Origin of the sequence: Streptomyces sp. NPDC008137 (genome assembly GCF_042957035.1) — a bacterium.
Lineage (GTDB): Bacteria > Actinomycetota > Actinomycetes > Streptomycetales > Streptomycetaceae > Streptomyces.
The window spans coordinates 46,705-64,872 of the sequence record NZ_JBIBHN010000031.1; the positions used below are offsets into that span (position 1 = coordinate 46,705).

Genomic DNA, 18,168 nt, shown 5'->3' on the forward strand with positions numbered 1-18,168 from the left:
GTCCGTCCAGCTGGAACCTCAGGCCGGCGGACCATAGCGGGCGGCGATCGCGGCGGCGCGGTTGCACAGGGAGGTGCGCAGCCACTGCGGGGCCAGGACTTCCGCGTCGTTGGCGTGCTGCCACAGGGCCCATTCGGCATGTCGGGAATCCTGGAAGATCACGTTCAGCCGCAGCCAGCCGTCCGCGTCGGCTTCCTCGGCGCAGACGGCCAGGACGGTGCCGACCAGGTGCTCCCGCCGAGCCGGGTTCACCCGTACCAGTACGGCGACCTTGTCACCGCCGGTCCGGAACTGCGCGTTGCGTTCCTGCCAGGCCCGGTCCAGGTCGACGGTGTCCGGTCGCTGCGCGGGTTCGTCGAGTTCCTCGGCGGCCCGTACCCGGGACAGCCGGTAGGTGCGGTCCTCGCCGGCTCTCTTGGCCAGCAGGTAGCCCTGTTCGCGAACGGTGACCAGGCCGATCGGGTCCACCGTGCGCCACTTCGGGGCCTGGTCCAGTGCCGCGTAGTGGATGCGCAACTTGTGTCCGGCGAAGACCGCGCGCCGGACCTCGGCCACGATGGCGTCGGGCATCTCCTCGGTGGCCACGCGGCGTGAGAGGAGGTCGGTCTCCGGGTCGATGAGTAAGCGCCGCGCCGCATCGGCCGCCGTGTCCCGAAGGCCCTCGGGCAAGGCGTCGACCACCTTGAGCATGGCCGAGGCGAGCGCCGAACCAAGACCGAACAGCTGTGCGCCGCGCCGCGATCCGGCCACGAGCAGGGCGAGCGCCTCGTCGTGATTCAGTCCGGTGAGCACCGTCTGGAAGTCGGGCAGCAGTGCGAAACCGCCGTGTCTGCCGCGCTCGGCGTAGACCGGGACGCCGGCCGCGGACAGGGCCTCGATGTCGCGCAGGACTGTGCGGGTGGACACCTCCAGCTCGCGAGCCAGGGTTTCCGCGGTCATCCGGCCGCGCTGACGCAGCAGGAGCACCAGAGAAACCAACCGGTCGGCGCGCATGCGAAAACCCTAACCAAATACATGACCGAGGATGTCACCTTTTACTGGGAGGCTCCATTGCGCGACGACAAAGCCCGGCGGACGCCGAGTCGTTGAACGCAGGCACTTCAGTGAACCGAACGGATGGAGCGAATCGGCAATGGAACGTAACGCGGTCAACCCGGTGACGTGGTCGGTTGAGATGGGCTTCAACCAGGGTGAGGTCGTATCCGGGCACTCGCGGACCCTGTACATCTCGGGGCAGACCGCGATGAGCAAGGAAGGCAAGCCCGAGCACGACGGTGACATGGCGGCGCAGCTGGCGCTGAGCATCGACAACATCGAGGCGGTGCTGGCCGAGGCCGGCATGTCCCTCTCGAACCTCGTCCGGCTCAACGTCTACACGACCGACGTCGACCTGCTCTTCCAGCACTACGGTGTGCTGGCGGGCCGGCTGGGCGCCGCGAAGGTCGCGCCCACCACCACCATGCTCGGTGTGACGCGCCTGGCGATCCCCGGCCAGATGGTCGAGCTCGAGGGCACCGCCGTCGGATGATGTGACTGTGTCTCCGCCGCTGCCCGTGCCCGTGAACCGGCACGGGCAGCGGCGCTCGGCGGGCAGGCCGCGGGCCGGGCGCGCTGTCAGCGCTATCTCTCCTCGCCTCGGACGGCACGGCGGAGCTTGGTGAGGCGCTCGTGCAGGACGCGCTCCCCGCCGTGCCGCGTGGGGCGGTAGTAGTCCTTCCCCACCAGGTCGTCCGGCGGGTACTGCTGCTCCAGGACTCCCTCGGAGGTCCTGTGGGGGTATCGGTAGCCGATCGCGTTGCCCAGTTCCCTCGCGCCCGCGTAGCGGCCGTACCGCAGGTGGGCGGGGACTTCGCCGACGGCGCCCGCCCGGACGTCGGCCATGGCCTCGTCAATGCCGACGATCACCGTGTTCGACTTCGGCGCCATGGACAGATGCACGGTGGCCTGGGCCAGGGCGAGGCGGGCCTCGGGCATGCCGATGAGCTGGACCGTCTGCGCCGCCGCGACGGCGGCCTGTAGTGCCGTGGGGTCGGCCAGCCCGACATCCTCACTGGCGTGCACCACCAGCCGCCGCGCGATGAACCGCGGGTCCTCCCCGGCCACGAGCATGCGGGCCAGGTAGTGCAGCGCGGCGTCGGGGTCCGAGCCGCGGATCGACTTGATGAACGCGCTGACGACGTCGTGGTGCTGGTCGCCCTGCCGGTCGTAGCGGACGCTCGTCTCGGCGACGGCCCGCTCCACCGCGGACACGTCGACCACCGTGCCGCCGGTGTCGGTCACCCCGTCGGCGCTCGCCTCCAGAGCGGTCAGCGCGCTCCGGGCGTCGCCGGCGGCGAGGCGTACGAGGGCGTCCTCGGCCTCGGGTGACAGGGTGACCGCACCGCCGAGGCCCCGCTCGTCCTTCACGGCCCGGCGCAGCAGTTCGCGGACCTCGTCCTCGGTCAGGGACCGCAACTGCAGCACCAGCAGGCGCGAGAGCAGCGGGGACACCACCGAGAACGACGGGTTCTCGGTGGTGGCCGCGACGAGCAGCACGAGCCTGTCCTCCACGGCGCCGAGAAGCGCGTCCTGCTGGGTCTTGGAGAAACGGTGCACCTCGTCGATGAACAGCACGGTCCGCCGGTTCTGGCGGTCGAGGCGACGACGCGCGTCGTTCATCACGTCGCGGAGTTCCTTGACCCCGCTGGACAGCGCCGAGAGGGCGACGAAGTGCCGCGGGGCGACATCGGCGAGCAGCCGCGCGAGGGTCGTCTTTCCGGTGCCGGGCGGACCGTAGAGCAGCACGGACGCCGCCTCCCCGCCCTCCGCCAACCGCCGCAGGGGCGCGCCGGGGCGCAGCAGGTGTGCCTGGCCGACGACCTCGGCCGGCGTGCGCGGTCGCATCCGTACCGCCAGCGGCGCGCCGGCCCGTACGGGCTCGGCGGGCGGAGTGTCGTCCGACGTCGGTAACGCGAACAGCCCGTCGTCCTCGGCGGCCATCACCGCATCCGTCCTGCGGCACCGAGCACGCGGTGGTCTCGGGGGCGGCCGGCCGGCCGGGGATCTCGGTCGCCCCGGCCCACCCGGATGACCGGCCGTGCCTCGGGACGGTCGGGGGACGATGCTCTGCTGGACACGCGCGGCGGCCCTTTCCTCTGTGGACAGGTCACTCATACGTTCTCGGCGGCTACGCGTACAGCGTTCCCCTGGCGACGACCACGGCGGCCCCCGCCACCTGGACCGCATCGATCCGTTCCGGCGTCCCCGTCGCGCGAGCGCGCATCGTCGAAGGACGACCCATCTCCACCCCCTGACGGATCTCGATCCACTCCCCGAACGGGATCAGTCCGTGCCGGGCCAAGTGTACCGAGAGCGAGCCGGCGGCCGAGCCGGTTGCCGCGTCCTCCACCACGCCGTAAGCGGGCGAGAACATGCGCATCCGCCACCGGTTCCCCGAGCCCGCGAAGCAGTTGGCGGCCATGTCGGGCAGCCTCGCGAGAATCCGCTGGTTCGGCTCCAGGGCGGAGAGCGCGGCCACGCTGTCCAGGCCGACGAACACGTGCCGCGGCCCGTTGTCGTAGATCTCGACCGGCAGAGTGCTGCCGGTGGCCACCAGGTCGAGAGCGGTGAGCACCTCGTCCGCGTGGTCGTAGGGCTCCCACGTCGGCAGCGGTTGCCACATGCCGGCCGCGACGGTCCGGCCCTCGTCGTCACGCTCCAGTTCGAACGCCACGGTGCCCTTGGCGGTCTCCATCCGGAGTTCCTTCGCCTCGTGCGTCTCGCCGAGCACCACGGCCGTGCCCAGGGTGGGATGTCCGGCGAACGGCAGCTCGTTCACCGGAGTGAAGATGCGGACCCGCACGTCGCCGTCGTCCTCGGCCGGGAGGACGAAGACGGTCTCGGACAGGTGCATCTCCCGCGCGATCCGCTGCATGCGCTCGGCGGAGAGACCGGCGGCGTCCAGGAAGACCGCGGTCGGGTTTCCTTCCAGCGGGACGCCGGTGAAGACGTCGGCCACCACATACTCGTACGTACCCATGGTTTCCGTTCTCGTCGGCTCGTCGTGTCGCGGGTCAGTGGGTGTCGAACAGGGCCTGGTACCGGGCGACCGCCTTCTCGGTGGCCGCGCGCTCGTCGAGGGTCGGGTGGAAGGGGTCCGCGGCCGGGGGCAGGGCACCGAACTTGAGCAGTGCGGCCATGAGGAGCATGCGCGCCTTGGTGGCCGTGAGGTTGTTGCCCGAGATGAACGCCGGGTCGGTGCGGTACGCCATGCCTCCGGTGTTGCCGCGGCCCGTGCGGACCACCGGCATGCCGGCGAAGACGGCGACGCTCAGCGCCGCGTTCCTCGTCGGGTCGGCCATCCCGAACGGCGACATGCCTTCGCACACGAAACCGGACAGGGGCGCGCCCGCGAGGTTGGCGTCGATCCGGGCGAGGATCTCGACCTCCTCGTCGGCGACGGGCGGGTCGTCCGTGCCGGTCCCCGTGGCCGCGTACCGGCTGTACTTGGTGAGGGAGACGTGCGGCATGGCGGCGGGTACGAGTCCCCCGGCGTCCTTCGTCTCGACGTCGACGCGGAACACGCCCGAGTCCAGGCTCCCGGCGACGCCGCCCACCCGCTCGGGGAGCACGGTGAGGCGCAGCTCCGAGCGGTGGGTGTGCCTGCGGGCGGGGAGGTAGGTGAGCTGCGGGGGGCCGTAGCCGCCGAGGTCGGCGACCACTCCGCCGTGGCCGCCGGTGACCTCGTATCCGCCCGGTCGGGCGTCGACCTTGGTCACGTCCCGGGCCGAGTACACGAGTTCGTCGACGATCACGCAGGCACCGACGCGGTCCTCGCCCCCTTCGTCCAGGGCGACGCCCGACACGATGAACTTCACGCCGTCCACCACGTTGCGGTCGCCGTCCGCGCTCAGTGACTGGTGGCGGCGCTGCGCCGCGTGTCCGACGAGCGGCACCTTCGTGTCGACCATCAGTCCGAGCCAGTACAGGGTCTCGTCGACGGTCGGGCTCCCCTCGAGCCACTGGACGCCGGCGAACTCTCCCGTGGCGAGGACCGCCTGGACCTGGTTGGTCGCCTGGGCGAGGTTCGCCAGGCCGGGCTCGCTCTGGAGGTGGTACGGGTAGTAGACGAAGAAGTCCTGCCCGAGGCGCTCGGACTCGGGGCCCGTGGTGTATCCGCCGGACGGGGCGGCGCGGAAGAACGCGAAGTCGGCGACGGACCCCAGCTCGACGGGGGTGCCGTGGTCGGCGAGACCGAACCGCTCGATCTCCTCGTAGAGGCGGCGGGCGTCGGGGTAGAACGTCTGCCGGGCGGCTGCCGGTGGTGCGTACGGTGCCGTCGAGGTCTCCTCCCAGGCGGATCCGTCCGCCTGCCTGCCCATGTAGGGAAGGGGGTAGAGACCGTCGGCGGGATCGAGCTCGACGACGTGCACCGGGGTGGCGTCGTCGGACGGCTGCTCGGCGTGGAACGTGCCGTCCTCGTCGAGCCAGCCGTCCGGCGGGGCGTACAGCCCTTGCGCGTCCCTCTCGAGCGGGAGCGCGCTGAACGCCTCGACGTACAACGTCGCGGGGGCCGCGAGACGTTGGGGACGCAGCATGTCGAACCGGGAGGGGCGCAGCGGCAGACCGTGGCGTGCGCGGGCCTTGTTCGACGTCACCAGGTCCGGTGTGTTCAGGATCGTCGCCGTCGGTCCGGCGAACACCGCGATCCGCGGTCGCGGCGTGCCGGACCGGAGAATGTCATCTCTCACAGCGGCCTCAGGTGTTCGATGGTGATGTGGTGCTGCTCGGCCAGCCGCTCGGCGACAAGCGACCGGTGGCACGCCTCGGGGTCGCGTTCGACGCAGAACAGCGTCGCGATGCCGCCGCTCGGCAGCGCCGCCACGATCGGATCGAGGTCGACCGGGTCGAGGATCTCGGCGGTGTAGCGGCGGGTGTACTCGGCGGCGAGCTCGCGGCGGGAGCGCTTGCCGACCCCCTGGCGGTCGTCCTCGGCGTACTGGAGGTGACGCAGTTCGGTGGTCGGGGCGAGTTCGCGGTGGTGCCGATAGCCGATCCCGGCCTCGGCGAGGGCCGCCTGCAGGCGAAGGGAGTTCGCCCAGGCGTAGTCCGGTCCGCGGACCCCGCGGCGCTGACGTACGTCGAGCAGCAGACGCACGTCCGCCTGCCGTAGTCGTTCCAGGAAGGAATCGCCGTCGAAGCCGTAGACGCCGATCGTTGCCAACTTGACCACCGAGGATCTCCTGTTCGCGCTGTTGCTCGTGCCCCACTCGACGGTTGTCCGGCCCTGAGCGGTGACGCCGCCCGGGCGCATTCTCAGCGCACCCTCGTGCGGTTACGGGGTGCGCGGTGCGGCGATCAGGGCGGTCGTCTCCATGGGCAGCTCCGCGGTCCCGGCGATCTCGAGGCCGGCGCGGCCCAGCAGCCGTGTGATCCGGTCGACGGTACGGTGCTCGCCGCCCGTCGTCACCAGAAGGTGCAGGTCCCACAGGGCGGGCAGCACGGTGGAGTTCTCGTCCTGGACGAACCGGTCGAGGATCAACAGCCGCGAGGAGGAGTCCGCCATGGCACGGCGGCAGTGCTCGAAGACACCGACGACGGCTTCGTCGTCGTGGCCGGCCAGCACCCGGCAGAGGATGTAGACGTCCCCTCCCGCCGGGACGCCCTGGAACATGTCGCCCCCGACCAGCTCGGCCCGGTCCAGGCCGACGGTGGCGGACAGGTGCTCACGCGCCTTGGGCATCATGTGCTCGCGGTCGAAGAGCGTGCCCGTGGCGTCCGGCGTCGCGCCGAGGATGGTGGCGAGCAGGTGCCCTCCGCCGCCACCGACGTCCACGACCTTCCTGCCGGAGAAGTCGAAGACCTCGGGCACCTGGTGAAAGAACATGCTCGCGGCGTTCATGGTGACCTGGAACCGGCGGGCGATGGCCGCGTCCTGACCCAGGTACTCGTAGAACGACCGGCCGTAGGCGACTTCGAATCCCGAGCTCTCCGTGCTGATGGCGTGGTGGGCGTGACCCCACGCGGAGTAGAACTCCTCGCCGTACAGCAGGCACATGTCGCCCAGGGACTGGGGGCCTTCGAGGAGGGCAGCGCTCACCCGGGTACCGCGGTAGCCGGTGGACTCGCCGCCCTCGAATATGCCCATCGCCACCAGCAGGCGCATCAGCCGGTGTATGCCCCGCTCGCTCGCCCCGGTCGCCTTGGCCAGTTCGGCGTCGGTGTCCAGGCCGGCCTCGACGTGGTCGGGCAGTCCGAGTTTGACCGCGGTGTAGAGCGCCTGCGCCTTCCATCCCCCGGTGATGATGTCGACCACGTCTCGCGTGGCCCGCACATCGACTGTCATTGAGTCCTCACCATCCCGGCCTTCCGGCCAACGCCGGTCGGCCCGCTTCGCCGCGATCTTCCACGGCAGGTCATCACGCTTTGTGGAACGACTTGGTGAACCCCTCCGGGCACGGCACCGGTCACGGCACCGGTCACGGCGGCGGCTGGTGAGGGGCGTACTGCCTCACGATCCACCGGCAGATCACCTCCACGACGTAGGCCCGCTCGGTGTCGTCGAGCGCACGGCCGGCGGGGATGCCGTGCCAGCGCGCGAGGCAGGTACGGCAGCACGTCGCGGTCGCGTGCTGGGCGACGAAGACGGGATGCCCCCGGTAGGGCGTCTGACGGCCGTCGTTGCGCGGTTCGGCCGGCGCCAGCCTGCGGCCGGTCAGATCCTCGGCGTGCCTGCGGACGGTCGTGATCCCGCGCAGGTCGACCACCGCGCGGTCCCTTCCGCGCAGACGGAACCTCGCGCGGAAGGGGTGCCGTCCGATCCGGTCCAGTCTGTCGTCCAACTCGTCCGTCATCGGCTCAGGGCTCCTTCGAAGGCAGTAGCCCCCTGGGGGATCAGGACTGCTGAAGGGTGATGTTGAACATCCAGGTGATCCCGAACCTGTCCACGAGCGTGCCGGCCTCGTCGCCCCAGATCTGCTCCCTGAGGGGCATCGCCACCGTGCCGCCGACGGACAGCTTCTCGAAGTACTCGCGGAGGCCGGCGTCGTCGCCGCCGAGGTAGAGCGCGACGTTGGTACCCGGGTTGAAGGGGACCCGCTCCGGGACGTCCCACGCCATCACCGTGAAGCCGTCCGCGGTGCTGAGCGTGGCGTGCATGATCTTGTCGGCGTCGGGCGACTCCGACGAGCCGAAGTCGCCGAACGTGCCCAGCTCCAGCTTGCCGCCGAGGACTTCGTGGTAGAACTCCATCGCCTGCCGGGCGTCCCCGTCGAAGGCGATGTACGGATTGAGCTGAGATCCCATCTGATGCTCCTTGCTGCCAGTGCGAACGGGCGAACGGGCGAACGGGCGAACGGGGGACCCTAGGTGGGGATCCCGCCGCGATTGATCTTCGGCACCTCGATGCCCAGCGCACGCAGCTGCTGGAACGGGTTCATGAACTCGCGTTGCTGTTTGATCTTGCCGTCTTCCAGCAGGAACGAGTGGATGAAGTGGTTCCTGTAGTGGCCGGGCGGGTAGTCCGGGTAGAGGATGCGCCCCTCTCCGTCACACTCGACCCAGAACCGGTCGGGGTCCTGGGTCTCGAAGATCTCGACGTTCTTCCACTCCCAGTCCGGGAACATGCGCAGCGACCACTCGCCGTGCGCCTTGAGCGTCTCGTGTCCGCGGGACTCGATCGGTTCGCCGGTGTCGCTGGTCCACAGGCCGGCGCTGCCGTCCTCGGTGAAGAGCAGGTAGCGCGTCAGCCGGTTCTCGCCCTTGCGGCTCATGTAGTCCGCGACGACGGCACGGTGCCGGGCTCGCAGGTCGAGGTCGGCCTTGATCCCCTCGGGCGGGGAGTCTTCCGTTCCCATCTCGTTTCCCTCAATCCATGGTCCGGACTTGGATATTGACGTGGTGCGCGCGGCCGGCCGCCGGTCGCTGACCGGAATCGACCGGGAACCGCGTCAGAGCCGGAGCTCGGGCCGGTAGATGTCCAGCCAGGTACTCAGGTCGAGCACACGCTCCATGCCGTTGCGGACGTCGATCGGCATGGTGGCCGCGTCTCGCCGTGTGATGTCCTGCAGCCAGCCGCGGTCGACCAGATCGAAGACCGGGTCGTCGGTTGTGAGCAGTTCCTTGGACTGCTGCAGCAGCGCGCCGGTGTAGGCCGGGTCCAGAGTGGCGGGGTAGGGAGCCTTCACCCGGTTCAGCACCGATTCGGGCAGCAGGTCGGCGGTCGCGGCGCGGAGCAGGCTCTTCTCCCTGCCGTCGAAGGTCTTCAGCGACCACGGGGTGTTGTAGACGTACTCCACGAGGCGGTGGTCGCAGAAGGGGACCCGGACCTCCAGCCCCACGGCCATGCTGATGCGGTCCTTGCGCTCCAGGAGCATCCGGACGAAGCGGGTCAGGTGCAGGTAGCACATCACCCGCATCCGCATCTCGTGGTCGCTCTCGCCCTCTGCCCGCTCGACCTCGCCGACCGCGTCGGAGTAGCGGTCCCGGATGTAGGTGGGCAGGTCGAGGGCGGCGGTGATGTCGGCGTTGAACCGATCGGACACCTGCGCCCGGGCGCCGCTGACGAAGACGGCCATCCAGGGGAAGGTCCGCGCGGCCTGGACCTCCGGCTGGTGGAACCACCTGTACCCGCCGAAGACCTCGTCGGCGGACTCCCCGGACAGGGCGACCGTGGACTGCTCCCGGATGGCCTGGAACAGCAGGTAGAGCGAGTTGTCCATGTCACCGAGGCTGAGCGGACTGTCCCGCGCGGTGATGACGGCCCGGCGCACCGCCGGGTCGGCGATCGCGGCGTGGTCGAGCACGATGGACTCGTGCTTGGAGCCGACGTGCGCGGCCACCTCCAGCGCGTACGGGGCGTCCGTCGTGGCACGCAGTTCGTCGGCGACGAAGTCGTCCTCCCGCCCGACGAAGTCCACCGCGAAGCTGCGCACCTTCTCGCCGGGCTCGCCGTGCTCCCCGGGCCGGCCCAGCTTGGCGGCGGCCAGCGCGGTGATCACGCTGGAGTCCAGGCCGCCGGAGAGCAGGGTGCAGCGCGGGACATCGGAGACCAGCTGGCGGCTGACGATGTCCTCGAGCAGTTCGCGCACGGTGGCGACGGTGGTCTTCCGGTCGTCGGTGTGCGGACGGGTGGGCAGCGTCCAGTAGCGGCGCTCGCGCAGGCCGGAGCGGTCGACGGTGACCAGGCCGCCCGGGACCACCTCGTTCATCCCGCACCACACGGCGCTGCCCGGAGTCTGTGTGAAGCTGACCAGCTCCCGCAGGCCGGCGAGGTCGACGGCGCGGTCCGCCAGCGGGTTGGCGAGGATCGCCTTCGGCTCGGAGCCGAAGATCACCCCGTCGTCGGTACTGGAGTAGTAGAGCGGCTTGACGCCCAGCCGGTCGCGGATCATCACGAGCTTCTCGACCCTGGAGTCCCAGACCGCGAACGCGAACATGCCGTTGAGCCGTTCGGCGACCGCTTCGCCCCACTCGAGGTAGCCGTGGAGCACGACCTCGGTGTCGCTGCGGGTCTGGAACCGATGGCCCCGACGCAGCAACTCGGCCCTGAGTTCGGTGTAGTTGTAGACCTCACCGGTGTAGGTGATCGTCACCGGCCCGTCGTCGGTGGGCACCACCATGGGCTGCGTGCCACCTTCGAGGTCGATGACCGCCAGCCGTCGATGGCCGATCGCCGCATGCCGGTCGAGCCAGGCGCCGCCGGCGTCCGGTCCCCGGCAGGCCATGGTCCTGGTCATCGCGTCCAGCTGAGCGCGCTGCTGCGTCAGATCCCGGTCGAACGAGACCCAGCCCGTCATTCCACACATCGACTTGCCCTTCTTCCTCTCGAGTCAACGATCCGAAGCGCGCTCAGGGTTGGAGCCGACCCGTACGCCAGCCGGAACCGTCGCGCTCGTAACGCAGCCTCTGGTGCAACCGGTCCTCCGGGTCGACCTGCCAGAACTCCACCGACGCCGGCTCCAGCAGATAGCCCAGCCAACGGTCCGGGCGGGGCAGCGCCGAGCCGTCCCGGCCCAGTTCCCGGGCCCGCTCCCGCAGCGCGTCCTCGTCCAGCAGCGGCGCGCTCTGGTGCGCCGCCACCGACATCGGGTGCGTGGCGACGGGCCGGGCCGCCCACAGGGCCTCGGACTCCTCGTCGGGCAACGGACGGGCCGGGCCGCTCACGCTCACCTGGCGGCCGGCCTCGCGCCAGTAGAAGACCCCGGACGCCCAGCCCGTCTCGGCCAGGTCCCGGCCCTTGCGGCTGTCGGAGTGGCTGGCGAACACCAGACCCGTCGTGCGGATCCTGAGAACCTGGACGATCCGGTTGGAGGCCTGGCCGCGGGCGTCGACGGTGGCCAGTGCCAGCGCCCCCGGCTCGCGGACGGCGTCCGCGACGGCGTTGTCGAACCAGGCCTGGAGCAGCGCCATCGGTTCGGCGGGCGGGGCGAGGAACTCCTCGGATGTCCGGAGCCGGGCCGATGCGCTCACGATGACTTCCCGATCGGCTCGAAGGCCAGGCCGCGTTCGGCGAGCCGGCCGGAGTGGACGCCTTCGACGATGGCCTCGACATCGGACATCATCCGGACGGTCGGGGGGTGTCCGATGAGCTCGGTGGCCCGGTTCGGCGGCATCGGTGCCGTCAGGTCGGCATCGGAATCCCACAGCATCACGGCGCCCCAGCGGTTGCTCTCCCGGTCGGAGATCCAGAACTTCAACCGCATTCCGTGGACCTCCCTCCATGGATCCACGCCCTCGTCGCGCAGGTAGACGCGTAAGGAGTCGATGGTCTGGCCGGACCCGGTGAGGTCCCACCAGGAGATGGTGGCTTTCATGCGTTCAGTACCTCCGCGGTCTCCATCAGCGGTACGAGCAGCCCGGCCAGGACGCGCTCGCTGTCCTGGGTGAGCACGGACTCGAGGTGGAACTGCACCGAGCCGAAGTGCGGCCCGCGCAGGGCGTGCACCTCGCCCGTGCCGGCGTCGAGGCAGACCTGCACCTCGCCGACACCGGGGCAGTCCAGCCGGTCGGTTCGCGCGCGGGCCGAGTAGGAGTTGTAGAACCCCACGCGTTCGCGCGAGCCGAACAGGTCGATCTCGCGCTGGGTGCCCTGGTTCGGGACGTCCCGGCGCCGCAGTTCGAGCCCGAGGTGCCGGCAGAGCAGCTGATGGCTCAGGCAGACGGCCAGGAAGGGGATGCGCCGGGACAGCAACTCCTCGATGGCCGAGGTGAGCCGGGCCATCCTGGGGTGGTCGGTCTCCCGCGGGTCGCCGGGTCCGGGGCCCATCACGATGAGGTCGTGGTCGTCGAAGCGGTGCGAGGTGTCGAAGCTGCCGAGTTCCACGGTCAGGCCGATGGCGCGCAGCTGGTGGGCCAGCATCGCGCTGAAGGTGTCCTCGGCGTCGACGACCAGCACCCGGCGGCCGTGCAGCACCGGATGGGGCTGGGCGCGCTTCCCGGCCTCGCTGAGCCAGAAGTTCGCGATGGTCTCGTTGCGCCTCCCCAGCGCCTCCTGGATCAGCGGGTGCGCGTCGAGCCGTTCGTCGGCACCCAGCGCCGCCAGCACGCCCGCGGCCTTGGTGCGGGTCTCGGCGACCTCGGCCTCGGGGTCGGAGTGCCGGACCAGGGTCGCGCCCACGCCGACCTCGACGCGACCGGTGCCGTCGGCGTCCGAGGCCTGGATGTCGGCGGTACGGATGAGGATGGCCGAGTCCAGGGTGCGCGCGCCGCCGGCGTCGCGGCCGATGAGGGCCGCGACGCCCCCGTAGTATCCGCGGCCGCGGGGCTCGTAGCGGGCGATCACCCGGCAGGCGTTCTCGAGTGGGCTGCCGGTCACGGTGGGGGCGAACATCGTCTCCCGCAGGATGTCCCGGGGGTCGAGGTCGCTGCGCCCTTCGATGATGTACTCGGTGTGCGCGAGCCAGGCCATCTCCCGCAGGAACGGCCCCGTCACGCGGCCGCCGCCCTGGCAGACCCGGGCCATCATCTTGAGTTCCTCGTCGAGGACCATGTACAGCTCGTCGGTCTCCTTGCCGTCGGTGAGGAACTCCATGACCTCCGAGAGGACCGGTCCTGTGGCCGGGTAGCGGTAGGTGCCGCTGATCGGGGTCATCGCGGCGACACCGTCGCGCAGGCTGACGTGGCGCTCCGGTGTGGCACCGACGAAGGTGCGTGTGCCGGTGTGCACGATGAAGGTCCAGTAGGCGCCGCTCTCCCGGGTGAGCAACCGGCGGAACAGGCTCAGCGCGCTGCCGGTCGAGTATGCGGTGATGCTGGTGACGAAAGAGCGCTTGATGACGAAGTTCGAGCCCTCTCCGGTTCCTATCTCGTTGTCGAGCACGGTGCGGACCGTGTCCGCGTATGCCTCGTCGTCGGTGTCGAAGTGACCCCCGGTCAGGGTGATCGGCTCGTCCGGCAGGGCCCTGAGCGCGTCGGACGTGCTGATCTGCCCCTGGTCGGTGACCTCCATCGCGAGCAGTGGTGAGCCGTCCTCGGCGGCGGCGAAGCCTCGCTCGGTGATCTGCCGGTGGGGCACCAGGACCAGAGTCTCGTGCCGGCCCTCGCCGGGCCGCCCGGTCCGGCCGGCCAACGGGATGTCGCCGAGCCCGGCGGGGGTGCTGAGCCGGCCCAGCAGGATCTCCACACGGTCTGGGCCCAGGGTCTCGGGGCGGTGCAGCAGGGCGAAGGCACCCGGGTCGGGACCCAGCACGCGCTCGAGCAGCCGCGTCGTCATCGGAAGACCTCCTCGGTGGTGGTGACCACCGAGCAGCGAGCGGCCGCGTAGTCGAGGGCCAGCCGGTGGTACTCGGCGGAGAAGTCGCCGACGGCGTCGGCGACGAGGAACGGCTGGATGTCGTTGGTGAACGCCTCGAGGGCCGTCACCAGTACACCGACGTGCGCGTAGACGCCGCAGATGATCAGCTGGTCGCGCTTGTCGTCTCGCATCTGCGCCAGCAGATCCGAGCGGAAGAACGCGCTGTAGCGCCACTTGGTGAGCGTCCGGTCCGCCGGCCCGGGCGTGAGCTCGGGGACGATCAGACGATCCACGGGGTCCACCCTCATGCCCGGACCCCAGAAGTCCTTCAGCAGGCCGCGTTCCTCATCCGTCATGCCACCGGGTTGCGCGGTGTAGAACACCGGGACCCCGAGCGCGGCGCAGCGCTCCCGCAGCAGCGCGCAGTGACGCACCAGCGGATCACGCACCGACGAGGGAAACGGCGCGAGGAAATAGCGCTGCATGTCATGGACGAGCAGCACCGCCCGCCGTGAGTCGAGGGTCCACCGCGCGGTGCTGACGGGCAGTTCAGCCGCATTCGGCAGTGGGTAGGCTTGGATCGGCGCTATGCCCGGCACGGTTCTCCCTCGGCCCGGTCCATCATCTTCTCCGTCTGCCAGGACGAGACCACCGACACCGCCTGGCGGGGGTTGAGTCGCGGGTCGCACAACGTCGTGTAGTTCCGGCCGATCCGCTCGGTGGCGTCATGGGCGTCGACGCATTCCGTCACGTCGTCGGGCGTGGTCTCCAGGTGTATCCCGCCCGGTATCCCGCCGGCGGTGCGCACGGCGATCTGGAACGCCGTGACCTCCCGGACGATCGTCTCCACGACTCGGGTCTTGCGTCCTTCGGCGGTGGTCGTGGTGTTGGCGTGCATGGGGTCGACCAGCCAGATCACCGGGTGTCCGGCGGCGCGCACGGCCTGGACCAGCGGCGGCAGCAGGTCCGTCGTGGCGTCGGCACCCATGCGGGCGATCAAGGTAAGTCGGCCGGGTTCCCGTTCAGGGTCGAGCCGCGCGCACAGCCCGAGCAGCTCGTCGACCGTCATACGCGGCCCGACCTTGCACGCGACCGGGTTGACCACGTCCGCCAGCAGCGCGACGTGGGCCCCCTCGAGCTGGCGGGTTCGCTCGCCGATCCACGGCCAATGCGTGGAAGTGAGCGCGACCCGGCCCTCCTGGTCCCGGCGCAGCATCGGGACCTCGTAGTCGAGCAGCAGAGCCTCGTGGCTGGTCCACACAGCCGGCTCGACGCGCGCCCGAGGCGTCGGGGCGAGGTTGGCCATGACCTGGCTCGCCGCCCGGTAGCCCGCCAGCAGACGCCGGGCGTCAGGCCGCCGTGCTTCGGGAACCGGCTCCGGACCGTTCACCATGTGCCCCCGGTACACCGGGAGTTCGGCGCCACCGACCCACTCGGTGAGCGCCGACCGGGGTTTGGCGTACTGGCCTCCGATCCGGCCCACCCGTACCACCGGCTGATGAGTGATCGCGCTCATGACGCCGGCGAGCACGTTGAGGAGCCCCACTTTCCGCTCCACGTCACCCGCGGTGCATTCCGCCGGGTCCTCGGCGCAGTCACCCGCCTGCACGACCTGTGCCTGCCCGGCGGCGACCTGGGCGAGCAACACCCGGAGCCTGCTCAGCGATTCGGCCTCCACGAGCGGGGGAAGGGCCGCCAGTACATCCCTGACCTGTTTGACCTGTGCCGGGTCCCCCCACTGAGGCTGCTGCCGCGCAACCGGGGCCCGCGAAACTTCGAACGAGGTGACGTTCAAGTTTTTCCCATCGTCGACGGCGAGTCCGACAAGGCGGCACTGCGGCCCGGTCAGTGGTGGGCCGGTGCTGCGCTGCCGTGGGGCGGGTAAGGGTTGTCCTGGACGTACAGCCACGTACCGTTCGGCTGCTCTTGCACGGTGTCGCAGAAATTTCCGGTGAACTTTTCGCGAGAACCGTCCGGAGCGGTCTGCTCCAGGGAATAGTCGCCCATTATGGCCGCCGTGCGGTTACGCACCTTGTCGCCTGTGCGTTTCCCTCCGGCCAGCACAGTCTGGCGAGGGTTGACGGTGAGCACCGGATCGGACTTGAACCAGTCGACGTAGAACGCCCGTATTTCCTTGTGGCCCCTGATGATCGATCCGTCGTAATTGACGACAGCCGCTTCGGACTCATGGAGGGCGATGATTCCGTCCACGTCCTTGGCCTTGATCCGCTCGCCCAGGAGCTGCAGCAACTCGGCCGGCGTGCCGGCGGATTTCGGTGTCCCCCTGACGTCCGCCGGGACCGCGGTGGCAGGTGACTCGTCCGCGGCCGTCGACGCATTCGCCACCTGGGTTTGGATGAAGGTAGGGCCTGCGATGCTCGCGGCCGTGAACGCAATTGCCGAGGTGGCGATCGACAACGTGAGCTTGATTTTACTCATGGCATCTCCCCCGAAATGGAGATGGCAGCAGGTCGATAGAACGCCGCTATGGCGTCGGCCCCGTTGAATGGCCCCCGTTTGCCACCCCGCCCCGTTGATGACGTCATGCAACATTCCGAAACTGGCCTCTGTCAACCCTTCCGGAAAAGCAGAGGGCGTCGATCCGCTTTTTCGTCTGCTTTAGACATTGAAACGGAACACCGACTGAATCGTGAGGACCTGGGGGCATCGCCGTTTCCGGAACATCATTTGCCGTAATCGGGAACGGCCCATTCCGGGCGCCTGAACGCTCAGTTTGCGCCAGACGCACAACACTGCCGCCGGGCGACCCTCCGGTGGGCGGCGACCGGACGGGCTGCTGCGGCGCCAGGCGCGCTGCCGCTCGCGCGCTCGGCCGTGTGCGGCGTGGCGCGGCGCACTTTTGCAAGCGGGTGCTTGCAATAGTTAGCGAGGTGCGGCACCGTGGAGGCATGGCATCACTCAACGTCGGCAATCTCGGTGACTACCTGCGCGAGCAGCGGCGCAACGCGCAGCTGTCGCTGCGGCAGCTCGCCGATGCCGCCGGGGTGTCCAATCCGTATCTGAGCCAGATCGAGCGCGGGCTGCGCAAGCCGAGCGCGGAGGTGCTGCAGCAGGTCGCCAAGGCCCTGCGGATCTCCGCCGAGACGCTGTACGTCCGGGCCGGCATTCTCGACGCCGAGCGGGACCGGGACGAAGTGGAGACGCGTGCGGTCATCCTCGCGGACCCGACGCTGAACGAGCGGCAGAAGCAGGTGCTGCTCCAGATCTACGAGTCCTTCCGCAAGGAGAACGGGTTCGGGACCGGCGACGGCGCGGGCGGCTCCGCCGACTCGGCTGTCGTCGGCGTCGTGGTCGCAGAAGGCGCGGCGGACGCGCACGGGGACGTCCCGGACGGCGGCACCGAGATACGCAGACGCACTCGCACGGCCGACGGCGGGCAGCCCGCCGAAGGCCGGACCCGCACGGGCGACGGCGGCGAGCCCGCAGGCGGCCTGTTCAGCGGGAAGGACGGCGGTACGTCGTCCGCCCCCCGCCGCACCCGCAAGAACACCGGCGGTACGCCCGCCCCCCGCCGCACCCGCAAGAACACCGGCGGTACGCCCGCCCCCCGCCGCACCCGCAAGGCCACCGGCGGCAGTGACACCGACCCGCAGCAGACGGCCGGCTGAGCCGGACCAGGGCACCGGCCGCTCCGCTGCGGATCACACCACCCTCAGCCGAACCCTCAAGCGAAAAAGAATCCGGGAGGACCCTCACCATGGCCATCACCGACGACCTGCGCAAGACCCTCAGCGACCCGACCCCGCTCTACTTCGCCGCGGGCACCGCCGACCTCGCCCTCCAGCAGGCGAAGAAGGTGCCGGCCCTCGTGGAGCAGCTGCGGGCCGAGGCTCCGGCGCGGATCGACGCCGTACGCAACACCGACACCAAGGCCGTCCAGGAGAAGGCGTCCGCCCGGGCCAAGGAGGCCTCCGCCCGCGTCAAGGAGACGCAGGAGACGCTGCAGACCAAGGTCACGGGGTTCATCGGCTCCCTCGACGCCGACTTCAAGAAGCTCGGCAGCAACCTCGACGCCGACCTGCGGAAGTTCGGCGAGAACGCCCAGGACTTCGCGCTGCGCGGGGTCGGCGTGGCCGCCGAGTACGCCGTCAAGGCCCGGGAGACCTACGAGAAGGTCGCCGAGCACGGCGAGCAGGCCGTGCGGACCTGGCGCGGCGAGGCCGCCGAGAGCATCGAGGACGTCGCCGAGGGCGTCGAGGAGCTGGCCGTGGCCGTCGAGCCGAAGCCCCAGCCGGTCGAGGTCAAGGAGGAGCCGGCGAAGCCCGCCGGCACCAAGGCCCAGGCCACCCCGGCGAAGAAGGCGCCCGCCGCCAAGAAGGCTCCGGCGCGCAAGCCCGTCGCCAAGAAGACGCCGCCGGCGAAGTAAGCGCGGAGGAAGTAAGCGCGGAGGCTGACGCGGGCCGGGCACCCTGGGGGTGTCCGGCCCGTTGTACGGG

Annotated in this window: 19 protein-coding genes; 3 read left to right on the forward strand and 16 right to left on the reverse strand. The window is 70.2% G+C overall.

Annotated elements, in window-relative coordinates; all coding sequences use genetic code 11:
• Positions 1 to 18 precede the first annotated feature (18 nt).
• Positions 19 to 993, reverse strand: a complete 975-nt coding sequence (locus ACFZBT_RS33750) for a WYL domain-containing protein (protein ID WP_391111873.1) — start codon at positions 991 to 993, stop codon at positions 19 to 21.
• A 139-nt stretch (positions 994 to 1,132) separates the two neighbouring features.
• Between ACFZBT_RS33750 and ACFZBT_RS33755 the strand changes: the two genes are divergently transcribed.
• Positions 1,133 to 1,528, forward strand: coding sequence for a Rid family hydrolase (locus ACFZBT_RS33755; protein ID WP_391111876.1), 396 nt, complete (start codon positions 1,133 to 1,135; stop codon positions 1,526 to 1,528).
• A 92-nt stretch (positions 1,529 to 1,620) separates the two neighbouring features.
• Here the strand turns inward: ACFZBT_RS33755 and ACFZBT_RS33760 are convergent, their stop codons facing one another.
• From ACFZBT_RS33760 to ACFZBT_RS33830, 15 genes are all read right to left on the reverse strand, one after another.
• Positions 1,621 to 2,979, reverse strand: a complete 1,359-nt coding sequence (locus ACFZBT_RS33760; protein WP_391111879.1) for an AAA family ATPase — start codon at positions 2,977 to 2,979, stop codon at positions 1,621 to 1,623.
• Between the two features lie 187 nt (positions 2,980 to 3,166).
• Positions 3,167 to 4,018 (reverse strand): PhzF family phenazine biosynthesis isomerase, encoded by an 852-nt coding sequence (locus tag ACFZBT_RS33765; RefSeq protein WP_391111882.1) that lies wholly within the window; start codon positions 4,016 to 4,018, stop codon positions 3,167 to 3,169.
• Positions 4,019 to 4,052: 34 nt separating this feature from the next.
• Positions 4,053 to 5,729 (reverse strand): asparaginase domain-containing protein, encoded by a 1,677-nt coding sequence (locus tag ACFZBT_RS33770; RefSeq protein WP_391111885.1) that lies wholly within the window; start codon positions 5,727 to 5,729, stop codon positions 4,053 to 4,055.
• Complete coding sequence (locus ACFZBT_RS33775; protein ID WP_391111888.1) at positions 5,726 to 6,211, reverse strand: DUF488 family protein; 486 nt, start codon at positions 6,209 to 6,211, stop codon at positions 5,726 to 5,728. The genes ACFZBT_RS33770 and ACFZBT_RS33775 overlap by 4 nt, the downstream gene beginning before the upstream one ends.
• Positions 6,212 to 6,313: 102 nt before the next feature.
• Entirely contained in the window at positions 6,314 to 7,324 is a 1,011-nt protein-coding gene (locus tag ACFZBT_RS33780) for a methyltransferase (protein WP_391111890.1), read from the reverse strand.
• A 133-nt stretch (positions 7,325 to 7,457) separates the two neighbouring features.
• Positions 7,458 to 7,832: a DUF4186 family protein gene (locus ACFZBT_RS33785; protein WP_391111893.1), complete on the reverse strand. Its 375-nt coding sequence runs from the start codon at positions 7,830 to 7,832 to the stop codon at positions 7,458 to 7,460.
• Positions 7,833 to 7,872: 40 nt separating this feature from the next.
• Entirely contained in the window at positions 7,873 to 8,283 is a 411-nt protein-coding gene (locus ACFZBT_RS33790; protein ID WP_391111896.1) for a VOC family protein, read from the reverse strand.
• A 59-nt stretch (positions 8,284 to 8,342) separates the two neighbouring features.
• Positions 8,343 to 8,834: a PhzA/PhzB family protein gene (locus ACFZBT_RS33795; protein WP_391111899.1), complete on the reverse strand. Its 492-nt coding sequence runs from the start codon at positions 8,832 to 8,834 to the stop codon at positions 8,343 to 8,345.
• Positions 8,835 to 8,927: 93 nt separating this feature from the next.
• Positions 8,928 to 10,784 carry an asparagine synthase (glutamine-hydrolyzing) gene (gene asnB / locus ACFZBT_RS33800; RefSeq protein ID WP_391111902.1) on the reverse strand — a complete coding sequence of 619 codons (1,857 nt, stop codon included), beginning with the start codon at positions 10,782 to 10,784 and terminating at the stop codon, positions 8,928 to 8,930.
• A 43-nt stretch (positions 10,785 to 10,827) separates the two neighbouring features.
• A complete protein-coding gene (gene phzG / locus ACFZBT_RS33805; protein ID WP_391111905.1) occupies positions 10,828 to 11,448 on the reverse strand; it encodes a phenazine biosynthesis FMN-dependent oxidase PhzG in 621 nt (206 codons plus the stop codon).
• Positions 11,445 to 11,792: a hypothetical protein gene (locus ACFZBT_RS33810; RefSeq protein ID WP_391111908.1), complete on the reverse strand. Its 348-nt coding sequence runs from the start codon at positions 11,790 to 11,792 to the stop codon at positions 11,445 to 11,447. The genes phzG and ACFZBT_RS33810 overlap by 4 nt, the downstream gene beginning before the upstream one ends.
• Positions 11,789 to 13,690 carry a chorismate-binding protein gene (locus tag ACFZBT_RS33815; protein WP_391111912.1) on the reverse strand — a complete coding sequence of 634 codons (1,902 nt, stop codon included), beginning with the start codon at positions 13,688 to 13,690 and terminating at the stop codon, positions 11,789 to 11,791. Before ACFZBT_RS33815 ends, ACFZBT_RS33810 begins: the two co-directional genes overlap by 4 nt.
• Entirely contained in the window at positions 13,687 to 14,310 is a 624-nt protein-coding gene (locus ACFZBT_RS33820; protein ID WP_391111915.1) for an isochorismatase family protein, read from the reverse strand. Before ACFZBT_RS33820 ends, ACFZBT_RS33815 begins: the two co-directional genes overlap by 4 nt.
• Entirely contained in the window at positions 14,298 to 15,506 is a 1,209-nt protein-coding gene (locus tag ACFZBT_RS33825; RefSeq protein WP_391111918.1) for a 3-deoxy-7-phosphoheptulonate synthase, read from the reverse strand. Before ACFZBT_RS33825 ends, ACFZBT_RS33820 begins: the two co-directional genes overlap by 13 nt.
• A 50-nt stretch (positions 15,507 to 15,556) precedes the next feature.
• On the reverse strand, positions 15,557 to 16,150 hold the full coding sequence (locus ACFZBT_RS33830; RefSeq protein ID WP_391111921.1) for a YybH family protein: 594 nt from the start codon (positions 16,148 to 16,150) through the stop codon (positions 15,557 to 15,559).
• A gap of 470 nt (positions 16,151 to 16,620) precedes the next feature.
• Between ACFZBT_RS33830 and ACFZBT_RS33835 the strand changes: the two genes are divergently transcribed.
• Positions 16,621 to 17,340, forward strand: a complete 720-nt coding sequence (locus tag ACFZBT_RS33835; RefSeq protein WP_391111923.1) for a helix-turn-helix domain-containing protein — start codon at positions 16,621 to 16,623, stop codon at positions 17,338 to 17,340.
• Positions 17,341 to 17,429: 89 nt separating this feature from the next.
• Positions 17,430 to 18,098 (forward strand): hypothetical protein, encoded by a 669-nt coding sequence (locus ACFZBT_RS33840; protein WP_391111925.1) that lies wholly within the window; start codon positions 17,430 to 17,432, stop codon positions 18,096 to 18,098.
• The last annotated feature ends 70 nt before the right edge of the window (positions 18,099 to 18,168 follow it).

What these genes read in the sequence shown, in the direction of transcription:
- ACFZBT_RS33815 (WP_391111912.1), bottom strand. Translation starts at nt 13,690, where the DNA reads ATGACGACGCGGCTGCTCGAGCGCGTGCTGGGTCCCGACCCGGGTGCC.
- ACFZBT_RS33830 (WP_391111921.1), bottom strand. Translation starts at nt 16,150, where the DNA reads ATGAGTAAAATCAAGCTCACGTTGTCGATCGCCACCTCGGCAATTGCG.
- asnB (WP_391111902.1), bottom strand. Translation starts at nt 10,784, where the DNA reads ATGTGTGGAATGACGGGCTGGGTCTCGTTCGACCGGGATCTGACGCAG.
- ACFZBT_RS33780 (WP_391111890.1), bottom strand. Translation starts at nt 7,324, where the DNA reads ATGACAGTCGATGTGCGGGCCACGCGAGACGTGGTCGACATCATCACC.
- ACFZBT_RS33750 (WP_391111873.1), bottom strand. Translation starts at nt 993, where the DNA reads ATGCGCGCCGACCGGTTGGTTTCTCTGGTGCTCCTGCTGCGTCAGCGC.
- ACFZBT_RS33790 (WP_391111896.1), bottom strand. Translation starts at nt 8,283, where the DNA reads ATGGGATCTCAGCTCAATCCGTACATCGCCTTCGACGGGGACGCCCGG.
- ACFZBT_RS33795 (WP_391111899.1), bottom strand. Translation starts at nt 8,834, where the DNA reads ATGGGAACGGAAGACTCCCCGCCCGAGGGGATCAAGGCCGACCTCGAC.
- ACFZBT_RS33765 (WP_391111882.1), bottom strand. Translation starts at nt 4,018, where the DNA reads ATGGGTACGTACGAGTATGTGGTGGCCGACGTCTTCACCGGCGTCCCG.
- ACFZBT_RS33835 (WP_391111923.1), top strand. Translation starts at nt 16,621, where the DNA reads ATGGCATCACTCAACGTCGGCAATCTCGGTGACTACCTGCGCGAGCAG.
- ACFZBT_RS33810 (WP_391111908.1), bottom strand. Translation starts at nt 11,792, where the DNA reads ATGAAAGCCACCATCTCCTGGTGGGACCTCACCGGGTCCGGCCAGACC.
- ACFZBT_RS33755 (WP_391111876.1), top strand. Translation starts at nt 1,133, where the DNA reads ATGGAACGTAACGCGGTCAACCCGGTGACGTGGTCGGTTGAGATGGGC.
- ACFZBT_RS33760 (WP_391111879.1), bottom strand. Translation starts at nt 2,979, where the DNA reads ATGGCCGCCGAGGACGACGGGCTGTTCGCGTTACCGACGTCGGACGAC.
- ACFZBT_RS33785 (WP_391111893.1), bottom strand. Translation starts at nt 7,832, where the DNA reads ATGACGGACGAGTTGGACGACAGACTGGACCGGATCGGACGGCACCCC.
- ACFZBT_RS33840 (WP_391111925.1), top strand. Translation starts at nt 17,430, where the DNA reads ATGGCCATCACCGACGACCTGCGCAAGACCCTCAGCGACCCGACCCCG.